The sequence below is a fragment of the Howardella ureilytica genome, from assembly GCF_054657495.1.
This window is the reverse complement of record NZ_BAAHYP010000005.1, coordinates 97,735-117,011: the sequence shown is the minus strand read 5'-3', so window position 1 is coordinate 117,011 and position 19,277 is coordinate 97,735. Positions and strand designations below refer to the sequence as shown.

Genomic DNA, 19,277 nt, shown 5'->3' with positions numbered 1-19,277 from the left:
TACGGATTTGCCCCTTTATCTAAAAGGGGCATCGCCTTAATCTACATGAACGGTTCCGATTTGGAAAGTATGTATCATATTTTTAAAAAAATCTGGTGTACGTCAGATGACAGATACATATGCGCCATGGAAGACGTGCTTGTTATTATCGGTGATACAAAAGAAGAGAATGACTTTTACAGAGACGTTGAATTCTTTTTATATGCCACGGAGGACGAATATGCCTGTTCATACGAGAGAACGGTCAGCGGAAGATGCAGTATCGGTACGGATGAACTCATATTGTCGTATGAAGAGGCACGGGCCGTGGGTAAATGTTGTAAATCTCTGGGAATAAAGAAAAAGTATATTTCATATGACGAACCAGGCGTGGAACTTATCATAAGTGAAACGCCGGAGAGAATATGCAGGCTGTTTCTTGAGAGGACCTTAGATCCGAAAGTTTTTAAACTGTTGGACAATGAGCTCAACACGACCATAGATTGTTTTTTTGCAAACAGTCTCAATACGTCGGAAACGGCTAAGCAGTTGTTTGTTCACAGAAATACGCTTATTTACAGATTAAATAAAATATCGGGTATAACAGGCCTTGATATAAAAAAATTTGAAGACGCCGTCGGATTTAAGTTGGCTAAGCTGATTTATATGCGACTGAGCGAAAGCAAGACATTGGGGGGATGAGTAATGATCATCATGGAAAATGTTACAAAGCAATACCCCGGCGATGTGACGGGTGTAAGCAATATCAGCTTACACATTCAGGAGGGGGAATTTGTATTCGTGGTCGGTAAGAGCGGATCCGGTAAGTCTACTCTTATGAAGCTGCTCCTTAAAGAGCTAGACCCCGACAGAGGTAAAATATACATCAATAAGAAGCTTCTTAATGATGCCACAAGAAGAACATTACCGTTTATCAGAAGAAACATAGGAGTGGTATTTCAGGACTTCCGTCTTTTGGACGACAGATCGGTCTATGAGAACATAGCTTTTGCGCAGAAGGTTATAGAAACCCCGTCAAAGGACATTAAGAAAAATGTTCTTAAGATGCTTTCCATGGTAGGTCTTTTGGATAAATACAAATCCAATCCCAAGGAGTTATCCGGCGGTGAGCAGCAGAGAGTTGCAATTGCCAGAGCTCTTGTTAACAGACCGAAGATTCTTCTGTGTGATGAGCCTACGGGAAACCTGGATGTGGTTACATCGGACGAGATTATGAAACTTTTGGATTATGCCAATAAGCAGGGTACAACGGTTCTTGTTGTTACTCATAACCTGGATATCGTTCAGGAAATGAAGAAGAGAACGCTGACCATGAGTAAGGGCAGAATAATAAAAGATATAGAACAGGGTGGTTATTTCTATGAAGATTAGTTCGTTTTTTTATTTAATAGGGCAGGGACTAAAGAATATTCGTAGAAATAAGCTTTTCTCCATTGCATCCATCGCAACTATTGCGGCATGTATATTCTTATTCGGAATATTCTATTCAATACTTGCCAATTTCCAGTATATGATGAAATCGGCAGAGAGTCAGGTTGCCGTTACCGTTTTCTTTGACAACGGAATATCGGAAGACAGAGTTAAAGAAATCGGGGAACAGATTAAGACTCAAAGCGAGGTTGACAGAATCAGCTATACTTCGGCCGAACAGGCATGGGAAAATTACAAATCCGAATACTTCGGCGAATATGAGTATTTGGCTGAAGGTTTTAAGGATGACAATCCTCTTGCAAACTCCGCCTCATATTCCGTATACCTTAATGATGCGTCTAAGCAGACGGAACTTGTTAAGTATATAGAAGGCATTGACGGAGTAAGACAAGTCAACAGATCGGACGAAGTCGCAAGAAATATTTCCAGCATGACCCAGATTGTGGGCTATGTTTCCGTAGCGATTATTATAATACTGCTTGCGGTATCCATATTCCTTATTACGAATACCATTATTCTCGGTATCACGGTTCGTAAGGAAGAAATTACCATTATGAAGTATGTGGGAGCGACGGACGGATTCGTTGAAGCGCCTTTCTTTGTTGAAGGTCTGACGATAGGCCTGATCGGAGCCGCAGTACCGGTTACCGTGTTATATTTCTTATATAACAATATTATCGGAGCCATAGCTTCAAAGTTTTCACTGCTCAGCAGTATACTTACATTCCTTCCTGCGGGTCAGGTATTTGCGGTGCTTATTCCGGTATCGCTTGTACTCGGACTTGCCATAGGATTCCTTGGAAGTTTCTTTGCGTTAAGAAAACACGCAAACGTATAAAATATCATAGGGTTGTTGCATATAGAAGCATAGTGGCAACAGCCCTATTTCTTTGAATAGGAGACATTTATGAATTTTGATAATATGGAGCCGGATTACAACAAGGATAATGAAACCGACCTTCAGAAAATGGCAAGACAAACCAATAAAAATGTTTTTCTTGCGGTTACAGCCGGCGTATTTATATCTCTTGGATTTGCAGCCGTAATATTTATCGTTTTTTTAAATTTAGGATTTATAACTCTTAACAAGTTTAATGCGGACGGAACAAGAAGAGACACCGACGGAACGGCAAAGCTCTCTGAAATACAGAGTAAGATGAGCGATTTCTATTTTTCGGATAAAGTTAATCAGCAGGCTTTAATGGACGGAATGTACAAAGGATATGTTGCCGCATACGGCGATCCGTACACATCCTATTATACGGCTGATGAATATTCAAAACTTATTTCGTCATATGAAGGCAAAATAGGAGGCATCGGAGTAAGGGTGTCTTATACAAAGGGAGAAGGGCTTAACGTATCGGGCACGGAAGACGGTTCTCCCGCCGCTGCCGCAGGGATACGTCAGGGAGACGTAATCACGGCAATAGACGGCAAAGATATCACTAATCTTGACAGCAATCCGGTTAACGGTCTTCGCGGAGAAGTGGGGAGCGAAGTAAGCGTTACTTATAACAGGGACGGAGCATCAAATACAGTAAAGCTTAAAAGAGTGGAGCTTCAGTCCAAATCTTCAGCAGGAACCGTGCTTGAAGGCACAACCATAGGATATGTGGCATTAAATCATTTTGAGGAACCTACTCCGGAGCAGTTCAATAATGCCGTAAGCGATCTTGAATCAAAGGGCATGACAGGTCTTATAATTGACTTAAGAAACAATACCGGCGGACTTGTGGCTTCTGCCGTAAAGGTTTTGGACAGACTTTTGCCTGCGGGAGTTTACGGTACTCAGGTATTTAAGAACGGATCTACCGTAGAACTTTCCGGAACCGGCGACGATTCGGTAAATGTGCCTATAGTACTTCTTGTAAACGGAGATACCGCTTCATCCGCAGAGATAATGACAGCTGCAATGAAGGATTTGGGTAAGGCCAAGATTGTCGGAACAAAGACATTCGGAAAGGGAATAACACAGAAGATAGAACAGCTTTCGGACGGAAGCGGTCTGACATATACGGATGCGGAACTCCGTTCGCCAAACGGCACGACATGGCACGGAACGGGCATAACTCCCGACGTGGTTGTGGAATATGACGAAAACGCAGGCACGGATACACAGCTTAAAGCGGCAATGGATCTGTTAAAGTAATAAATATCAGAAGTTGTATTATTAAGTATAATTAACAAAAGGTAAGGTCAGTAAAATGAGCGATATGCTTTCGGTAGTAATACCTACATTCAATGAGGGCGGCAATATAGAAAATTTGGTAAAACAGACGGACGAAGCTCTTAAAGGCATCAACTATGAAATAATATTTGTGGATGACAGCAGAGACAATACGCCTGACATCATAAGAGAGGTATCAAAGAAATATCCGTCCGTAAAATTGTATCACAGAGAGAATAAGAGCGGACTTGCAACCGCCGTTCTCGACGGATTCAGAATTGCAAAGGGTGATTATATTGCATGTATGGATGCGGATTTGCAGCATCCTCCGATAGTTTTAAAATATATGTACAAGGCAATTGTTGTCGGCGGAGCAGATGTATGTGTTCCCAGCAGATTTATACCCGGAGGTTCCGACGGAGGACTTAATGCATACAGGAAGTTCGTATCCGGAACGGCAAGAAAGATCGGCCAGGTCATTCTTCCGTGCCTTAAAAAGTTCACCGATCCCACAAGCGGATTATTCATGTTCCGAAGGGAAGTAATTGATAATGTCGAACTCAAGCCGATAGGTTGGAAAATCATGATTGAGGTTCTTGCAATGGGTAATTACAGCAAAGTAATAGAAATTCCTTATAAATTTCATCAGAGAACCGAGGGCGAATCCAAGTTGTCGGGAAAGGTGACTCTTGAATATATTAAGCAGTTGTTTGAACTTAAAAAAAGATACAACAAATCTAACCGTTTTAAAGTTAAAATATGGTCATATGACAAAATGATAAGCTGATTTAATAAATCATTGCCGGTTTGCATCTCTGCAAAATCATGTTAAAACATGATGTAATGCGGTTTGCGAACCTGCAATGATTTTTTGAATAATCTGAACAATCGGCAAAGTGGGATGGATTATGGAAGAAAACAGTAAGAACAGCGCATGGTTCAGAATCATTGTATTATCGGCCGCAATTCCTTTGTGCATATATATGAAGGCCGATTTTATCAATGCCGTCGTATACATGTATACAATATTTCTTGTAGGGTTTCGGAGTAAGGGAAGCGGCGCGGTAAAAAATATGGGAACGGTTATGTTTCTTATATCTCCGGCAGTGCTGTTTCTGTCCGCTCCCGTATGGATTATGGGAGCATATGCGGCTCTGACCGGTGTATGTGTCCACTTAAACGGCGGAAGAACCGTTGCGGGCTCTGTATATATAATTATAAGTGCTGCGTTAATGCTTATCTCTCTTGATTTAAGCGGAGGATTAAACATTGCAAACGGAAGTATGCTTGCCGGTATCAGAACGGAATATTATACGGACAGATTTTTTTCGTATATTTTGGATTTAAATATAGGCTTGCTTGGATATATTCCAGTTACATTGGTATTTTTTGTAATAATAACAATATTAAACCTCGTTAAGAAGAATTTTAAACATATATTTTTTCTTATCGGAATAATACTGATACTCGGAATTATGTCATTTATGCCTGTCTATATGGATGAAAATACATTTATATCCGCATATGCGCTTTGGGTTATGCCGATGGTATTGTGCGGAACGGCTTTCGGAACCATGAATATCATAAAAACGATTCACAAAGCAGCCATATTGATATTCTCATCGGTGGTTGCGGGTATATTGCTGTATGTGAATGCCATAAACGGGCATACGGCAGGATTTAATGCGGCGTCAAAATATGTATTGGATAACATGCCCGAAATTTATACGCCTCATGCAGGAGTGTTTGCGGAGAAGCTGGGTGATACGGCCCACAGTGACATTGAACTGATTGTAAATCCAAAGAAGTTCAGCGGGAAAATGTATGTCGGAAGCGGAGTAAAGGATGCGGGACAGGTGCGAAAAATACTCATATACGGAAGTGATGATGAGGTCTCAAGAGTAAGGGCATTGATAAAAACAGATGAATCTCAAACGGATATTGTAAACAACCTTTTTAAAAACGTACCGAGAGATAATAAACTCCACTATATTAACATTCCGAAGAATGTAATTGTTACAATGCTTTAATAAAGAATGATTTTGCCCTTGCATAAAATGTATTATATAATCAAAAGGTATATGTAAAGGAGATTATAAATGGCAATTTTAGTTACTGGAGGTGCCGGATTTATAGGTACCCATACCATAATAGAGCTTATCAAAGCCGGATATGAAGCGGTTATATTGGACAACTTTGTAAATGCATCGGGAAAAGCCGTTAAAAGAGTCGAAGAAATAACGGGGAAAAAAATCCCATGCTACGACGGAGATATTGCGGACAGAGATATTTATAAGGAAATATTTGCGGATAATGTTATTGATGCCTGCATACATTTTGCAGGTCTTAAAGCCGTAGGAGAATCCGTGAAAAAACCTTTGGAATACTACGAAAATAACGTGACGGGTTCTATTATACTGTTCGATGAAATCAGAAAAAGAGGAGTTAAGAAACTTATTTTCTCATCATCGGCAACGGTATACGGAGATCCTGCGGAGATACCTATTACGGAATCATGCCCGAAGGGCGCGGTGACCAATCCATACGGACGAACAAAGGCCATGCTCGAAGACATTATATGTGATATGGCAAATGCCGATCCTGAGTGGGATGCAGTAATATTGAGATATTTTAACCCTATCGGTGCGCATGAAAGCGGAAGAATAGGTGAGAATCCAAACGGTATTCCAAATAATCTTATGCCGTACATTACACAGGTAGCCGTCGGTAAGCTTGATAAGCTCAATGTTTTCGGCGGAGATTACGACACTCATGACGGAACGGGAGTAAGAGATTATATACACGTAACGGATCTGGCAAGGGGACATGTGGCGGCTCTTAAGAGAATCGGTGTTATACCGGACGGTAAAGAAAGTGACATAGAAGTTATTCACGGCGTCGATGTCTATAATCTCGGCACGGGCAACGGCAGCTCGGTCTTAGACGTTGTAAAAGCGTTTGAAGAAGCTACCGACGTAAATATACCGTATGAAATAAAGGACAGAAGACCCGGGGACATTGCCAAAATGTATTGTAATGCCAACAAGGCCAAGACAGAACTTCACTGGAAAGCCGAAAAGACTTTGAGAGAAATGTGTGCAGATTCATGGAACTGGCAGAAAAACAATCCTAACGGATATGACAACGATTGAATAAGAGGAAATACAATGGGAAAATATTTTGGAACGGACGGTTTCAGAGGAGAGGCTAACGTAACTCTGACTGTCGAACATGCATACAAAGTCGGAAGATTTTTGGGATGGTATTTTGGAAAGGATAAACCGGATCAAAAGGCACATATTGTTATCGGAAAGGATACAAGGCGATCGAGTTATATGTTTGAATATGCTCTTGTATCGGGGCTTGTGGCTTCCGGAGCGGATGCATATCTTCTTCATGTTACAACGACGCCGAGCGTTTCATATATAGCGAGAGTGGATTCATTTGACTGCGGAATTATGATTTCCGCAAGTCATAATCCGTATTATGACAACGGAATTAAGTTGATCAACAGTGACGGCGAAAAAATGAGCGAGGATGTCATAGGCGAGATTGAAAAATACATCGACGGAGAAATCAGTATTCCGTTTGCCAATAAAGAACATATAGGAAAAACGGTGGACTATATCAACGGAAGAAATCGCTACATGGGTTATCTGATAGGTCTTGCCGAATATTCCTTTAAAGGTATAAAAGTCGGAATAGATGCGGCAAACGGAAGTGCATGGTCTCTTGCAAAAGCCGTATTTGATGCTCTCGGTGCCCATACATATGTTATAAACGCCGAACCGAACGGATTAAACATAAATGAAAACAGCGGATCTACTCACATGGAGGCGCTGCAAAAACTGGTTGTCGATGAGGGACTTGACATAGGATTTGCATTTGACGGGGATGCCGACAGGTGTCTTGCCGTTGATGAGAAGGGAAATATTTTAACAGGCGATCATATTATATATATGTATGCGAAACATATGAAAGCAAGAGGCATACTTAAGGATAATACCGTTGTCTGTACCGTAATGTCCAATTTTGGATTCTTAAAAGCCATGGAGGCCGAAGGGATTGATTGTGTTGTTACGGACGTGGGAGATAAAAATGTATATGCCGCCATGGCGAAGAACGGCTACAGACTCGGAGGCGAGCAGTCGGGACATATAATTCTTTCCAAGTTCGCAACAACCGGAGACGGACTTATAACAGCCATTAAATTAATGGAAGTTATGATATCTTCCAAGAAATCCGTGGGAAGCCTTGCAAGCGGGATGAAGGAATATCCTCAGGTGCTTATCAATGTGAAGGTTGACGATAAAGATGCGGCAATGAAAAATGAAGAAGTGCTTGAAGAAATCAAAAAAACAGAGAAGCTTCTCGGCAAAGAAGGTCGTGTATTGGTAAGAAAGAGCGGAACCGAACCTGTGGTCAGGGTTATGGTGGAAGCGAAAGACGACGGGACATGCCGTGAAGAGGCAGAACATTTGGCAGACTTTATTAAGGATAAATGCAATTAAGTGTTTCTGCCGATAAGTCTGTTTACGGATAATTGATTTCATAAAGGTGACAGATATGAATATGATAAAGATAAAAGCATATGCCAAAATAAATATTGCTCTTGACGTGCTTGACAGAAGAGATGACGGATACCACGATGTTCGTATGATAATGAATAAAATAGGGTTACATGATGTTGTATCGCTAAAGCTTAACGACTCAGGTGAAATCAGCCTGTCGTCAGATTCTTCGGACATACCTCGGGACGGTTCCAATCTTGCTTACAAAGCCGCCGTACTGTTCTTTGAAGCTTTGGCGGAGAAACACAATAAAAAGGACGGAGTAAGCATACATATAGAGAAGAACATACCCGTAAGCGCCGGGCTTGCGGGGGGGAGTACGGATGCTGCAGCGGTATTGAAGGGTTTAAACGAACTGTATAATTTTATCCTGACAAGAGATGAATTGCTCGATATGGGAGCGTCGATAGGATCTGACGTACCGTATTGTATAATGGGAGGATGTGCGTATGCATATGGCAGAGGTGAAAAGCTCAGACACCTTGAAAGTCCGGATAAGGCATATGTCCTTCTTGTTAAACCCGGTTTCGGAGTTTCAACCGGCGAAGCATACGGAGCGATTGATAAAGCTTCCGACAATATTCATCCCGACGTTTCTTCAATAAAGAAGATTTTGGAGGAGAGAAGCGCAAGCATTGCGGATATTGCTCCGTACATGGGCAATACATTTGAAAATGTCATATGCAGCGCTCATCCTGTCCTAAAAGATATTATTGACGGAATTGAAAAAACCGGACCGATAAAAACAATGATGAGCGGCTCCGGACCTTCGGTTTTTGCTATGTTTGAAAGAAAAGAAGAGGCAGAAAACGCGGCAAATAAATTAAAGTCGGAATATTCAAATCTTGATATTTATGTTACTGAGTTGATATAATGTAATTCCTAATTAATGTATACATAATATGATTACATAATCAGGCAGAATTTATGTTATGAACGTAATGCAATTTGTTCATGTGAATTATTTTAGGGAGAATTTTTATGCAAGACGCAAAAATAGATGACAATATGAATCTGCCGCTCAGAGAGGTGGTATTTCTTAAACTCAGACAAGCTATTTTACAGGGCGAAATGCAGCCCGGTGAGAGACTTATGGAGATACAGCTCGCTAATATGCTGGGCGTAAGCAGGACGCCCGTAAGGGAAGCCATAAGAAAGCTTGAACTTGAGGGGCTTGTGAAAATGATACCGAGACGCGGTGCGGAAGTTGCAAGCATAACGGAAAAAGACATGCGTGATGTGCTTGAGGTGAGGACGACACTTGAGGATCTTGCGGTGGCTTTGGCCTGTGAAAGAATAACAAAGTCTCAGATTACACAATTAAAGGAAGCCAATAAATTATTTGACAAGGCCGTGGAAGCAGGGGATATATTTGACATAGTAGATGCGGATGTAAAATTCCACGACATTATTTACAAGTCAACAAACAATCTTCGCCTTATGCAGATGCTTAATAATTTAAGAGAACAGTTATACAGATATCGTCTTGAATATATAAAAAATGAATCTTCGCACCAGACTTTGATAAAGGAACACAACAGTCTGATAGAATATATAGAGAACGGAGATAAGGAAAAGGCCTGCGATTTAATAAGAGAACATATAACCAATCAGGAAAAAGATATTGAAAGAACAATATCCGAAAGCTGATAAAAGAAATAATAAGAGTTAAAAGAAGGGATACCGTACAGTGAGGTGACCGCCGAAAGCCGGATTGAAAATCCGACGATCGGGAGGTTGGTACACAGCCGGTATCCCTTTTTATGTCATATTTAATTATTAACCGAAACAAATGCAGTCATTTGGGTGTTATGCACGTATTAATATATAACGCAATAATCTCCGACAATCAATCCTTCCTTCTGTAATTAAGCTGATCTTTGCCGTATTTATTAAGGAGGTCCTGCTTCATTTCATACAGAGGTCTTGACAGGTCTACATGTATGGTATGAGGATTTAAAAGTCGTTTGGATTCTTCCCATAAGGTATCCTGTTCTTTTTTGCAATATTCCTGAATTTCCCTGATCGGACGCGGATTGAATAAACATTGTCCGGATTTGAATATAAGTTCAAGCATAGGCCTTATTGTATATTCTCCGCTGTGCATAATTGTTTGCTTCCAGGTTTCAATCGGGTCGAAGAGCAGAAGGTCGTCTCGTTCTGAATATGTTTCGTAATCCAGGGTGATAAGGTCTGCTACAATCTTTCCTTCGTTATTGTATACTCTGTAAAGAGACTTATTGCCGGGGTTGGTAATCTTGACAGAGTTTTCCGATATTTTTATTTTGGGAATAAATTCTCCGTTTTCTTCTATTGCCGCAAGCTTATATACGCCTCCGAAGGAAGGATTGCCTTCCGCAATAATCATTCTTGTGCCTATGCCCCAGGAATCTATCCTTGCTCCCTGATCCTTCAAAGAGGAAATCAGGTTTTCGTCCAAATCTCCGGATGCTGATATTTTTACTTCACATAAGCCTGCTTCGTCAAGCATTGTACGTGCCCGTTTCGTAAGATACGCAAGGTCTCCGGAATCAATTCTTATACCGCACCTGCTCATATCTTTGCCGTTTTCTTTCATTTCCTTAAATACCCTTATGGCATTAGGCACACCCGAGCGCAGCGTGCTGTATGTATCTACCAGAAGAGTGCAGTTGTCCGGGTAAATCTCCGCATATGTTTTAAAGGCTTCATATTCATTGTCAAATGACATTATCCATGAATGTGCGTGAGTACCGAGTACAGGGATGTCAAACATCTTGCCGGCAAGAACATTGCTTGTTCCGCTGCAGCCGGCAATATATGCGGCTCTTGTACCGTATATGCCGGCATCGGGGCCCTGTGCTCTTCTGAGTCCGAATTCAAGTATCGCATTATCGCCTGCGGCGTGTTTTATTCTTGCGGCCTTGGTGGCTATAAGACTTTGGTGATTAACGATGTTTAAAACCGCGGGTTCAATAAGCTGTGCTTCGATAATCGGTGCTACGATTTTAATTATCGGTTCTTTAGGGAGGATTACGGACCCTTCCGGAATGGCATATACATCTCCGGTAAAACGGAAATCAGACAGATATGCAAGAAAATCATATTCAAAGTATCCCGTGCTTCTGAGATAATCTATATCTTCGGATGTGAATGACAGATTTTTAATATAGTCCGCCATTTGTTCTATTCCGCAGCATATGGAATATGCGCCTCCGAAGGGATTTGTTCTGTAGAATACATCAAATACCACCGTATTATTCTTTTTTGATTTAAAGTATCCCTGCATCATGGTTAATTCATACAGATCCGTTAATAATGATAAATCTCTTGGCATATAGTTGTCCCCCCGCTGTTATAGTTCATGATAAATGTAAATATAAACCGTTATATATTATTACGGAGAATAAAGCAAGATAAATTCACTGCATAAAATAAAAAGTCATTGTATCGGCAAGGATTCGAAATTAAGACGAATCTCATAATACAATGACTTTTATATATTCGGTGGGCACCGAATTATTTTTTCTTCTTCTTTGGCTGTTCGAGAGGCTTGTTGCCCTTCATCGCATGAACATTTGTGATATAAACACCGCTTATCTCGGCTTTTACATTGGTATTGGTCGGAACCAAATCAAAAACTTCGCGGGATGCAACAAGCGAAACTATTTGAGGACCTATTTTAGCTTTCACGATATCCACTTTACGATTGCGGTATTTTGCAGGTGTAGATTCGAGAACGCTTTTAGGAAATCCCGCCTCGGAAATCTTCATTTTCTTCTTTCCGATGACATAAATTGTAACTGTCTGTTTTGTTGCATCGATTTGTTCCTGCTGTTCATTCATCTGCTTCTTTCTCGGCCTTACAAATCCGAAGTAGAATATTATAAGAGCAGCGATAAGAGCGGCAACGACAATAAGAAGTATAAGCCACAAGTCCATAAATAATCTCCTGAAAATAATAAATATTACCTGATAAAATCACTGATTTTGAATTATACCATATTTAAGGTGTGTAATAAAAGTGCATATTAAAAAAGATTATTTACCGCCGTTTCTTATAAATGAGTCTTCAACAGCGGATCTCACGGTTTCAGGAAGAGCTTTTTGCTCTTCTCTTGTCAAATCGGAAGTTGTTATCGGAGGGAGGAATTCAAGTACTACTTTCTGACGACTGAGCCATGGGAACTGTCTTTCCCATACCTCTCTTGTATTTGTAATTGAAAACGGAACTATTCTCGCACCGGTTTTTTGTGTCAGCTTGAAGCTTCCGGATTGAAAGGTATCTGTTCCGGCGCCTAAATTTCGTTTACCCTCAGGAAAGATGAGCATACTCGTTCCGTTTTTAATATAATCTATGGCTGTCATAATGGTTCCGAGATTTTGTTTTATATTATCCTTTTCCAGATAGAGACAGCCTATTCTGGACATCCAGTTGCTTACAACCGGGAACTTTTTTAATGCGTCTTTTGAAATTATCGAAGTAAGAAACGGAAGGTATTGATATGTGATGATTACGTCAAAATATCCTCTGTGATTACCCATAAATACAACAGGCTCATCCTTTGGAATATTTTCCGTTCCCTTTACGGTTACGTCGGCCGCAATCGCGGACAGACAGGAGAATCCCCATTTAATAATTTTTACGGAGAATCTCTGCCCCTTTTCTTTATTTGATCTTCCGATGAAATATCCGATGGGAAGAAGGAAAAGCCAGCTTATTATCATGAAGAAAATAAGAAAGGCATATCCTGCGATGGTTCTAAAAAAATTCATTCTTTTACATATCCTTTTGCATTGTCGGAATAATGAAGATTATAGTCATTTGTAATAAAGACAGCCTCAACATTATCTGTTTTATTAATTAATTCCATACCTTTTTCGAGTCCGAGAATAAATGTTAATGTACTTAAGCAGTCACCCTCGAATGAGTTTTTGGATATAATTGTGGTCTGGAGAAGGTTGTTTTCTATTGGATAACCCGTTCTCGCATCCAATATGTGATGATAATATTTTCCGTCGGATGCCGTGAAACCGCGTTGATATGTTCCCGATGAAACGACTGACATATCGGAGATACTCAAGGTTGCGGATGTGTCGGAACTTGAGCCGAAGGGCTTTTGCACGCCTATATTAAAAGATTCGTCACCTTTTCCGCCTACACAGAGAACATTTCCGCCGAGATTTATTATTGCATGGTGTACATTATTTTCCAATAAATATACCTTTATCTTATCGGCTATATAGCCTTTGGAAACGGCTCCGAGATCCAGTTTGGTTTCGCTCGGTTTATTAATGACCCATGTGCCGTTGGGATCGGATTCGTCTTTCGGGTGTACTGACACCTTGCTGTCGTCCACATACTTTAAAGCGTTATCTATTGACTCTTTGGACGGAACGGTTGAATTATTTGTTCTGTTTGTAAAATCCCAGAGTTCAGACACGCTTCCTATGGAAAGTTGAAACGCTCCGTCACTCATGGATGAATATTTAAGAGCGTCGTCAATCATATGCCCCATTTCCGCAGGCATTTCATCAGTTATATTGTGATTGATTTTCCAAAGCAAGGAATTTTCGTCATACATGGAAAACAAATCCGCATATGTATCGCATATATTTAAAGCGTTATCAATAACCTGTTTGTCAACATTGTCATAAGAACTGACAGAAACTATGGTATCCAGCTTAAATCCTTCAGATTTAATCGGTGTATCGATGATAACGGAACCGGAGCTGCATCCGGACAGTATGACGCCGGATGAAACTGCCGCACAGGAAGCTAAGCATATAGTTTTAAAATTCATAAAAAGTCTCCTTAATATATTCAGATAAATTATTATATATTATAGTGAAGGATTTGTCCTTATAAATATAAATTAGTGTTTGGGAAATACTAATTATATGTTATAATATCACGGAATAATCAATTAAGCCTCAGGGCTTATTATGGGAGGTATTAGATGTATTATTATGTATTTCGTAAGAACGTAAATGATGCAAGTATCAAGAACTGTGAGAAGTTCACTGACTTGGAAGAAGCAAAGGCCGGTGCTCAGGAAGAAGAATATTACAGAAGCCATGCCAACAGCCAGGCTGAGAGAGATTCATGGAGAGTTGTTCTTGCAGAATCCGAAGAGAAATGGGAAGATTTAACATCTGACGCTCACGAATATAAAGAATTAGATTACAATGCATAAAAATAAGCGAGAGGGTTTTGCGGTATGTTTTGAATTGCCGTTACCGTCTCGCTTTTTATATTTTATTCAATTCGGCTTAAATATCTGTTATTTGAAATCGTTTTTATCATCTTCAGTCGTTTAATCCCATGATGTCAAATGAACTTCTCCGGTATTCAAAACCTTTTTTTCGCCGTTGTTTTTGTTTATCACAATAAGAGCGCCGTCATCGTCTATGTTTTCTACAAGTCCGCATTGTGTTATGCCGTCCGTTGTGAATGTTATGTTTTTTCCTATAAGGAATGAATGTTGTCTGTATATGTCAATTAATTCTCGGGAACCGGTTCTGTCTGTCCAATACATTAACTTTTTCCACAATACGGCGGCAATTCGGCTTCTGTCCGCGGAATTGTCTTCGCCCTCCGAACCGCTTTCAACGGAACCTGCGATATTTTGCAGTTCATCCGGAAAATCGGACGTATTGCAGTTGATGCCTATGCCGATAATAATATAATGATCGATGGCTTCCGTCAGAATTCCGGAAATCTTTTTTCCGTATAAAAAGAGGTCGTTTACCCATTTAATTGACGTGTCAACTCCCATGACTTCAAGAAGAGTCTCATATTCCGCCACACATGCGGCAATGGTTGTTTTAAGTATCACCGGATCTCTCATGCAATTCATATCCCTTATCAATGTAAGATAGACGCCGGAATGGGGAGGAGAAAAGAAAGGTCTTCCCTGTCTTCCCCGACCGGCAGTCTGCTCGTCGGCGCATATACATATTCCGTCGGCGGCTTCTTTATTTGCTATAAGATGCTTTGCGAAGTTGTTGGTAGAGTCCGTTGAGTCAAAAAAATACAGGCGGGGATGATCCTTATCCATGTATTTAAGTATGTTTTTTTCGGAAAAATCGTTATAAGTCATAATGTGCTCCGTTATATAGTTTAATTTTTTTAAATATGCTAATATTATACAAGTAAAATGAAATAAATACATAATATTTTTAAGTTAAATACAATTATCGCTATAGGATATTTATTTTTTTAAGGATTTCTGTTAATCTATACATATATATCAAGCAGATAGTAAAAGGGTATTTATGTCTCTTAGATTATCTTAATTGACAAAGAAAGGATGGGAATATTAAATGCCAAAAAGATTTAATAAGGTTTTAGTGGCCAACCGTGGAGAAATTGCGATGCGTATATTCAGAGCGTGTCATGATTTGGGACTTACGGCAGTTGCTATTTATTCAAATGAGGATATAAATGCGCTTTTCAGAACAGAGGCGGATGAGTCATATCCTATCGGGGATAATTACAGTCCTCTCGGAGCATACTTAAATATCCAAAGGATTATAGACATTGCAAAGACTCATAACGTAGACGCAATTCATCCGGGTTACGGCTTCCTTGCCGAAAATGCCGAATTTGCGAGAGAGTGTGAGAAAGCCGGAATCAAATTTATCGGACCTAAGTCAGATATATTGGATATGATGGGAGATAAGCTTTCGGCAAAGGAAATGGCTTTAGCATGTAATGTTCCTACGATACCGGGAACCGAAAAACCTCTTGCAAGCAGAGAAGAAGCCGAGAAACTTGCGGCGGAATTCGGTTTCCCCGTTATTTTAAAGGCGGCAGCCGGCGGCGGCGGCCGAGGCATGAGACGTTGCGATACCATCGAAGAAGTGGGAGTTAACTTTGACCTTGTTAAGGCAGAAGCAAAGAAAGCTTTCGATAATGACGATATCTTTATGGAAAAATTTTTGGTTGAGCCTAAACATATCGAAGTTCAGATTCTCGGAGATGAACACGGAAATATAGTTCATCTCTATGAGCGTGACTGTTCTCTTCAGAGAAGATTCCAAAAAGTTGTTGAATTTACTCCTGCATTTTCGCTCCCTGCAGATGTAAAGCAAAATATTTTAAATGATGCGTTAAAGTTAGCGGAACATGTTAAGTATACAAATGCAGGTACTCTTGAATTCCTTGTTGATAAAGACGGTAATCACTATTTTATAGAGATGAATCCGAGAATACAGGTAGAGCATACGATTACGGAAATGTGTACGGGTATTGACCTTGTTCGTTCACAAATTCTCATTGCCGAGGGTTATGAATTATCCGATGATATGATCGGAATTAAATCCCAAGAGGATATTCACCAGAACGGATATGCAATTCAGTGCCGTGTAACAACCGAAGACCCATCTAACAACTTCGCACCTGATACGGGTAAGATAACCTCATATTTTTCACCGGGAGGTTTCGGTGTGCGTCTTGACGGAGCGACATCCGGCGTAGGTGCCGTTATCAGTCCTTATTACGACTCTCTTCTAGTTAAGATAACATGTTGGGACAATACATTTGAGAATGCGTGCAAGAAGACGCTCAGAGCCATTCAGGAGATAAGAATCAGCGGAGTTAAAACAAATATCGGATTTATTTCCAACATTCTTACCAATAAGACATTTATTGAAGGCAAATGTCATACAAAATTTATTGATGAGACACCTGAATTATTTAATCTTGACAACGGCGAAGACAAGGCAACCAAGATGCTTAAGTATATTGCCACAAAGACCCTTGCGGAATCGGGACACCATAAGAGATATGACGACGTTCGTATACCGCCTCTCACGGGACATAAGCCTGACGGCTTAAAACAGCTTCTTGACAGTAAGGGACCTAAGGCTGTTGCAGACTGGGTAAAAGAGCAGAAAAAAGTTCTTATTTGTGATACCACGACGAGAGACGCTCATCAGTCTCTTCTTGCAACACGTATGAGATCTAAGGATATTGTCGAAGCCATGGATGCCACAAGCGAGATTGAAGCGGACGCTTTTTCTCTTGAATGTTGGGGAGGTGCGACGTTTGACGTTGCATACAGATTCCTTCATGAATCACCATGGGAGAGACTTGACAAGATAAGAGAAAGAGTTCCGAACATCCTTCTTCAAATGCTTCTCAGAGGATCTAATGCCGTAGGATATACGAATTATCCCGATAATGTAATAAGAGAATTTGTAAAGCATGCGGCTAAAAGCGGAATTGACGTATTCAGAGTTTTTGATTCACTGAACTGGATTCCGGGCATGGAAGTTGCCATGGATGAAGTGCTTAATCAGGGTAAGATTTGTCAGGCTACTCTTTGTTATACCGGAGATATCCTTGATCCGAACCGTGATAAGTATACGTTAAGTTATTATATTAATATGGCAAAAGAGCTTGAAAAGCGCGGTGCTCACATGATTGCCGTTAAGGATATGGCAGGTCTGTTAAAGCCTTATGCGGCCAAGAAACTTGTTTCGGAACTTAAGCAGGCCGTAGGCGTTCCTATTCAGGTTCATACACATGATACGTCGGGCAACCAGGTGGCGGCCGTTCTTATGGCAGTTGAAGCAGGAGCCGATGTTGTGGATCTTGCCATTTCTTCATTGTCAGGTCTTACTTCTCAGCCTTCTCTTAATGCTGTTGTTGCGGCACTGCAGGGAACAGAGAGAGATACGGGACTTGACCTCGGCAGACTTCAGCACCTTACGGATTACTGGGAAGATGTTCGTAAAAGATATTCTTCGTTTGAGTCGGGCCTTGTATCTCCGGCTACGGATATTTACAGATATGAGATTCCGGGAGGCCAGTATACTAATCTTAAGCCACAGGTTGAGAGCCTCGGACTCAAAGATCGTTTCCTTCAGGTAAAGGAGAATTACAAGGTCGTTAACGACATGCTCGGAGACATTGTTAAGGTAACGCCTTCATCAAAGATGGTCGGAGATCTTGCAATATTTATGACTCAGAATGAGCTCACTCCTGACAACATCGTTGAAAAGGGCAAATATCTTGCATTCCCTGATTCGGCAATAAGTTATTTTTCAGGCATGATGGGACAGCCTGCATGGGGATTCCCTAAGGATTTACAGGAGGTTGTTCTTAAAGGCGTAAAACCTATTACGTGCCGTCCGGGTGAAATGCTTGAGCCTGCGGATTTCGATGCCATGAAAAAGGAAGTACAGGAATTCTGTCATGATGCCGAAGACAGAGATGTTATTTCATATGCTCTCTATCCTAAGGTATTTAAGGACTTTGTTAAGTCTCAGGATGAGTTCGGATATACTACGGAACTTGTTTCGCATGTTTATTTCCATGGTCTTGATAAGGGTGAAACAACTAAAGTCAATATTGCCAACGGAAAGACATTGAACATTAAGTTCTTAGACTTCGGAGATATTGACTCAGACGGAATGAGGACGGTGGTATTTGAATTGAACGGTATCCGCCGTGAAGTTCAGGTTCCGGATGAAGAAGCTCAGAAGACAATTATTAAAGTGCCTATGGTTAATCCGGAAGATAAATCACAGGTAGGAGCTTCAATTCCGGGCGCAATAGCCAACATTGCCGTTAAGGTGGGGGACAAAGTTGAAGAGAACCAGACCATTGCAACCATCGAAGCAATGAAGATGGAAACGGCGGTTATTGCCGGAATGAGCGGTGTGGTTGAAGAAATACTCGTAAAAGAGGGCGACACCGTTAAAGGCGGACAGCTCCTTATGAAACTGTCAGAAGGCTGATGCAATATGGTTATGCCGTAAATTAATAAAATCCGTATCCGGAATGAGATTATGATTGTGTTTTGATAAATATTTATAATCGGTAACGGAAATCGGAAAAAGGACCGCAGAGATGAATGCAGTGTCCTGAAAAGTAAGATTATAATCTTACTTTTCAGGCGGTATGCAGAGACGTCTCGCGGTCCTTTTTGTGTTTCGGTACAGGATAGAGTCGAAACGGGTGAGGCGGATATTATGAAACAATAAACTGAAAGTAAATAAAGAATAAACTTAAAAAACATATCGTTTTTTTTAAGTTCGTTTAAGGTTACGAATGTATCATGCACATTGTATAGAGATATACATTCCTACAAAACAAACAAAACAAACAGAATAAGCCC

Annotated in this window: 17 protein-coding genes; 12 read left to right on the top strand and 5 right to left on the bottom strand. The window is 40.6% G+C overall.

Annotated elements, in window-relative coordinates:
* The 10 genes from ACYQ1N_RS03905 to ACYQ1N_RS03860 form a co-directional block, all read left to right on the top strand.
* Positions 1-681 (top strand): PucR family transcriptional regulator (locus ACYQ1N_RS03905; protein ID WP_459832973.1); only part of this gene is annotated, 681 nt, incomplete at its 5' end.
* A 3-nt stretch (positions 682-684) separates the two neighbouring features.
* On the top strand, positions 685-1,371 hold the full coding sequence (ftsE, locus tag ACYQ1N_RS03900; protein ID WP_459832971.1) for a cell division ATP-binding protein FtsE: 687 nt from the start codon (positions 685-687) through the stop codon (positions 1,369-1,371).
* On the top strand, positions 1,361-2,269 hold the full coding sequence (ftsX, locus tag ACYQ1N_RS03895; protein ID WP_459832968.1) for a permease-like cell division protein FtsX: 909 nt from the start codon (positions 1,361-1,363) through the stop codon (positions 2,267-2,269). The genes ftsE and ftsX overlap by 11 nt, the downstream gene beginning before the upstream one ends.
* Before the next feature lie 69 nt (positions 2,270-2,338).
* The gene (locus ACYQ1N_RS03890; RefSeq protein WP_459832966.1) at positions 2,339-3,580 is read left to right on the top strand and encodes a S41 family peptidase; all 1,242 of its coding nucleotides are present in this window, start codon (positions 2,339-2,341) and stop codon (positions 3,578-3,580) included.
* 55 nt (positions 3,581-3,635) lie between these two features.
* On the top strand, positions 3,636-4,385 hold the full coding sequence (locus tag ACYQ1N_RS03885; RefSeq protein WP_459832964.1) for a polyprenol monophosphomannose synthase: 750 nt from the start codon (positions 3,636-3,638) through the stop codon (positions 4,383-4,385).
* A gap of 121 nt (positions 4,386-4,506) precedes the next feature.
* A complete protein-coding gene (locus tag ACYQ1N_RS03880; protein ID WP_459832962.1) occupies positions 4,507-5,628 on the top strand; it encodes a hypothetical protein in 1,122 nt (373 codons plus the stop codon).
* Positions 5,629-5,697: 69 nt separating this feature from the next.
* Positions 5,698-6,750 carry a UDP-glucose 4-epimerase GalE gene (gene galE, locus ACYQ1N_RS03875; protein ID WP_459832959.1) on the top strand — a complete coding sequence of 351 codons (1,053 nt, stop codon included), beginning with the start codon at positions 5,698-5,700 and terminating at the stop codon, positions 6,748-6,750.
* A 15-nt stretch (positions 6,751-6,765) separates the two neighbouring features.
* Entirely contained in the window at positions 6,766-8,109 is a 1,344-nt protein-coding gene (gene glmM / locus ACYQ1N_RS03870) for a phosphoglucosamine mutase (RefSeq protein WP_459832957.1), read from the top strand.
* 55 nt (positions 8,110-8,164) lie between these two features.
* A complete protein-coding gene (ispE, locus tag ACYQ1N_RS03865) occupies positions 8,165-9,043 on the top strand; it encodes a 4-(cytidine 5'-diphospho)-2-C-methyl-D-erythritol kinase (protein WP_459832954.1) in 879 nt (292 codons plus the stop codon).
* 107 nt (positions 9,044-9,150) lie between these two features.
* Entirely contained in the window at positions 9,151-9,819 is a 669-nt protein-coding gene (locus ACYQ1N_RS03860; RefSeq protein ID WP_459832952.1) for a GntR family transcriptional regulator, read from the top strand.
* A 199-nt stretch (positions 9,820-10,018) separates the two neighbouring features.
* Here the strand turns inward: ACYQ1N_RS03860 and ACYQ1N_RS03855 are convergent, their stop codons facing one another.
* The 4 genes from ACYQ1N_RS03855 to ACYQ1N_RS03840 all read right to left on the bottom strand — a co-directional run bounded on the left by ACYQ1N_RS03855 (position 10,019) and on the right by ACYQ1N_RS03840 (position 13,952).
* On the bottom strand, positions 10,019-11,485 hold the full coding sequence (locus tag ACYQ1N_RS03855) for a nicotinate phosphoribosyltransferase (protein ID WP_459832950.1): 1,467 nt from the start codon (positions 11,483-11,485) through the stop codon (positions 10,019-10,021).
* 182 nt (positions 11,486-11,667) lie between these two features.
* Complete coding sequence (locus ACYQ1N_RS03850; RefSeq protein ID WP_459832948.1) at positions 11,668-12,090, bottom strand: hypothetical protein; 423 nt, start codon at positions 12,088-12,090, stop codon at positions 11,668-11,670.
* Positions 12,091-12,189: 99 nt separating this feature from the next.
* Complete coding sequence (locus ACYQ1N_RS03845; protein WP_459832946.1) at positions 12,190-12,924, bottom strand: lysophospholipid acyltransferase family protein; 735 nt, start codon at positions 12,922-12,924, stop codon at positions 12,190-12,192.
* A complete protein-coding gene (locus tag ACYQ1N_RS03840) occupies positions 12,921-13,952 on the bottom strand; it encodes an FAD:protein FMN transferase (RefSeq protein WP_459832943.1) in 1,032 nt (343 codons plus the stop codon). Before ACYQ1N_RS03840 ends, ACYQ1N_RS03845 begins: the two co-directional genes overlap by 4 nt.
* Positions 13,953-14,108: 156 nt before the next feature.
* On the opposite strand from ACYQ1N_RS03840, the gene ACYQ1N_RS03835 reads away from it, so the two are divergent.
* A complete protein-coding gene (locus ACYQ1N_RS03835; protein ID WP_459832941.1) occupies positions 14,109-14,345 on the top strand; it encodes a hypothetical protein in 237 nt (78 codons plus the stop codon).
* 120 nt (positions 14,346-14,465) lie between these two features.
* On the opposite strand, the gene ACYQ1N_RS03830 is transcribed toward ACYQ1N_RS03835, so the two are convergent.
* Entirely contained in the window at positions 14,466-15,251 is a 786-nt protein-coding gene (locus ACYQ1N_RS03830) for a biotin--[acetyl-CoA-carboxylase] ligase (protein WP_459832939.1), read from the bottom strand.
* A 223-nt stretch (positions 15,252-15,474) separates the two neighbouring features.
* Between ACYQ1N_RS03830 and ACYQ1N_RS03825 the strand changes: the two genes are divergently transcribed.
* Positions 15,475-18,897, top strand: a complete 3,423-nt coding sequence (locus ACYQ1N_RS03825) for a pyruvate carboxylase (RefSeq protein WP_459832936.1) — start codon at positions 15,475-15,477, stop codon at positions 18,895-18,897.
* Positions 18,898-19,277: the final 380 nt, after the last annotated feature.

Excerpts from the sequence above, each read along its gene's own strand:
- ftsE (WP_459832971.1), top strand. The coding sequence starts at position 685 with ATGATCATCATGGAAAATGTTACAAAGCAATACCCCGGCGATGTGACG.
- ftsX (WP_459832968.1), top strand. The coding sequence starts at position 1,361 with ATGAAGATTAGTTCGTTTTTTTATTTAATAGGGCAGGGACTAAAGAAT.
- ACYQ1N_RS03890 (WP_459832966.1), top strand. The coding sequence starts at position 2,339 with ATGAATTTTGATAATATGGAGCCGGATTACAACAAGGATAATGAAACC.
- ACYQ1N_RS03885 (WP_459832964.1), top strand. The coding sequence starts at position 3,636 with ATGAGCGATATGCTTTCGGTAGTAATACCTACATTCAATGAGGGCGGC.
- ACYQ1N_RS03880 (WP_459832962.1), top strand. The coding sequence starts at position 4,507 with ATGGAAGAAAACAGTAAGAACAGCGCATGGTTCAGAATCATTGTATTA.
- galE (WP_459832959.1), top strand. The coding sequence starts at position 5,698 with ATGGCAATTTTAGTTACTGGAGGTGCCGGATTTATAGGTACCCATACC.
- glmM (WP_459832957.1), top strand. The coding sequence starts at position 6,766 with ATGGGAAAATATTTTGGAACGGACGGTTTCAGAGGAGAGGCTAACGTA.
- ispE (WP_459832954.1), top strand. The coding sequence starts at position 8,165 with ATGAATATGATAAAGATAAAAGCATATGCCAAAATAAATATTGCTCTT.
- ACYQ1N_RS03860 (WP_459832952.1), top strand. The coding sequence starts at position 9,151 with ATGCAAGACGCAAAAATAGATGACAATATGAATCTGCCGCTCAGAGAG.
- ACYQ1N_RS03855 (WP_459832950.1), bottom strand. The coding sequence starts at position 11,485 with ATGCCAAGAGATTTATCATTATTAACGGATCTGTATGAATTAACCATG.
- ACYQ1N_RS03850 (WP_459832948.1), bottom strand. The coding sequence starts at position 12,090 with ATGGACTTGTGGCTTATACTTCTTATTGTCGTTGCCGCTCTTATCGCT.
- ACYQ1N_RS03845 (WP_459832946.1), bottom strand. The coding sequence starts at position 12,924 with ATGAATTTTTTTAGAACCATCGCAGGATATGCCTTTCTTATTTTCTTC.
- ACYQ1N_RS03840 (WP_459832943.1), bottom strand. The coding sequence starts at position 13,952 with ATGAATTTTAAAACTATATGCTTAGCTTCCTGTGCGGCAGTTTCATCC.
- ACYQ1N_RS03835 (WP_459832941.1), top strand. The coding sequence starts at position 14,109 with ATGTATTATTATGTATTTCGTAAGAACGTAAATGATGCAAGTATCAAG.
- ACYQ1N_RS03830 (WP_459832939.1), bottom strand. The coding sequence starts at position 15,251 with ATGACTTATAACGATTTTTCCGAAAAAAACATACTTAAATACATGGAT.
- ACYQ1N_RS03825 (WP_459832936.1), top strand. The coding sequence starts at position 15,475 with ATGCCAAAAAGATTTAATAAGGTTTTAGTGGCCAACCGTGGAGAAATT.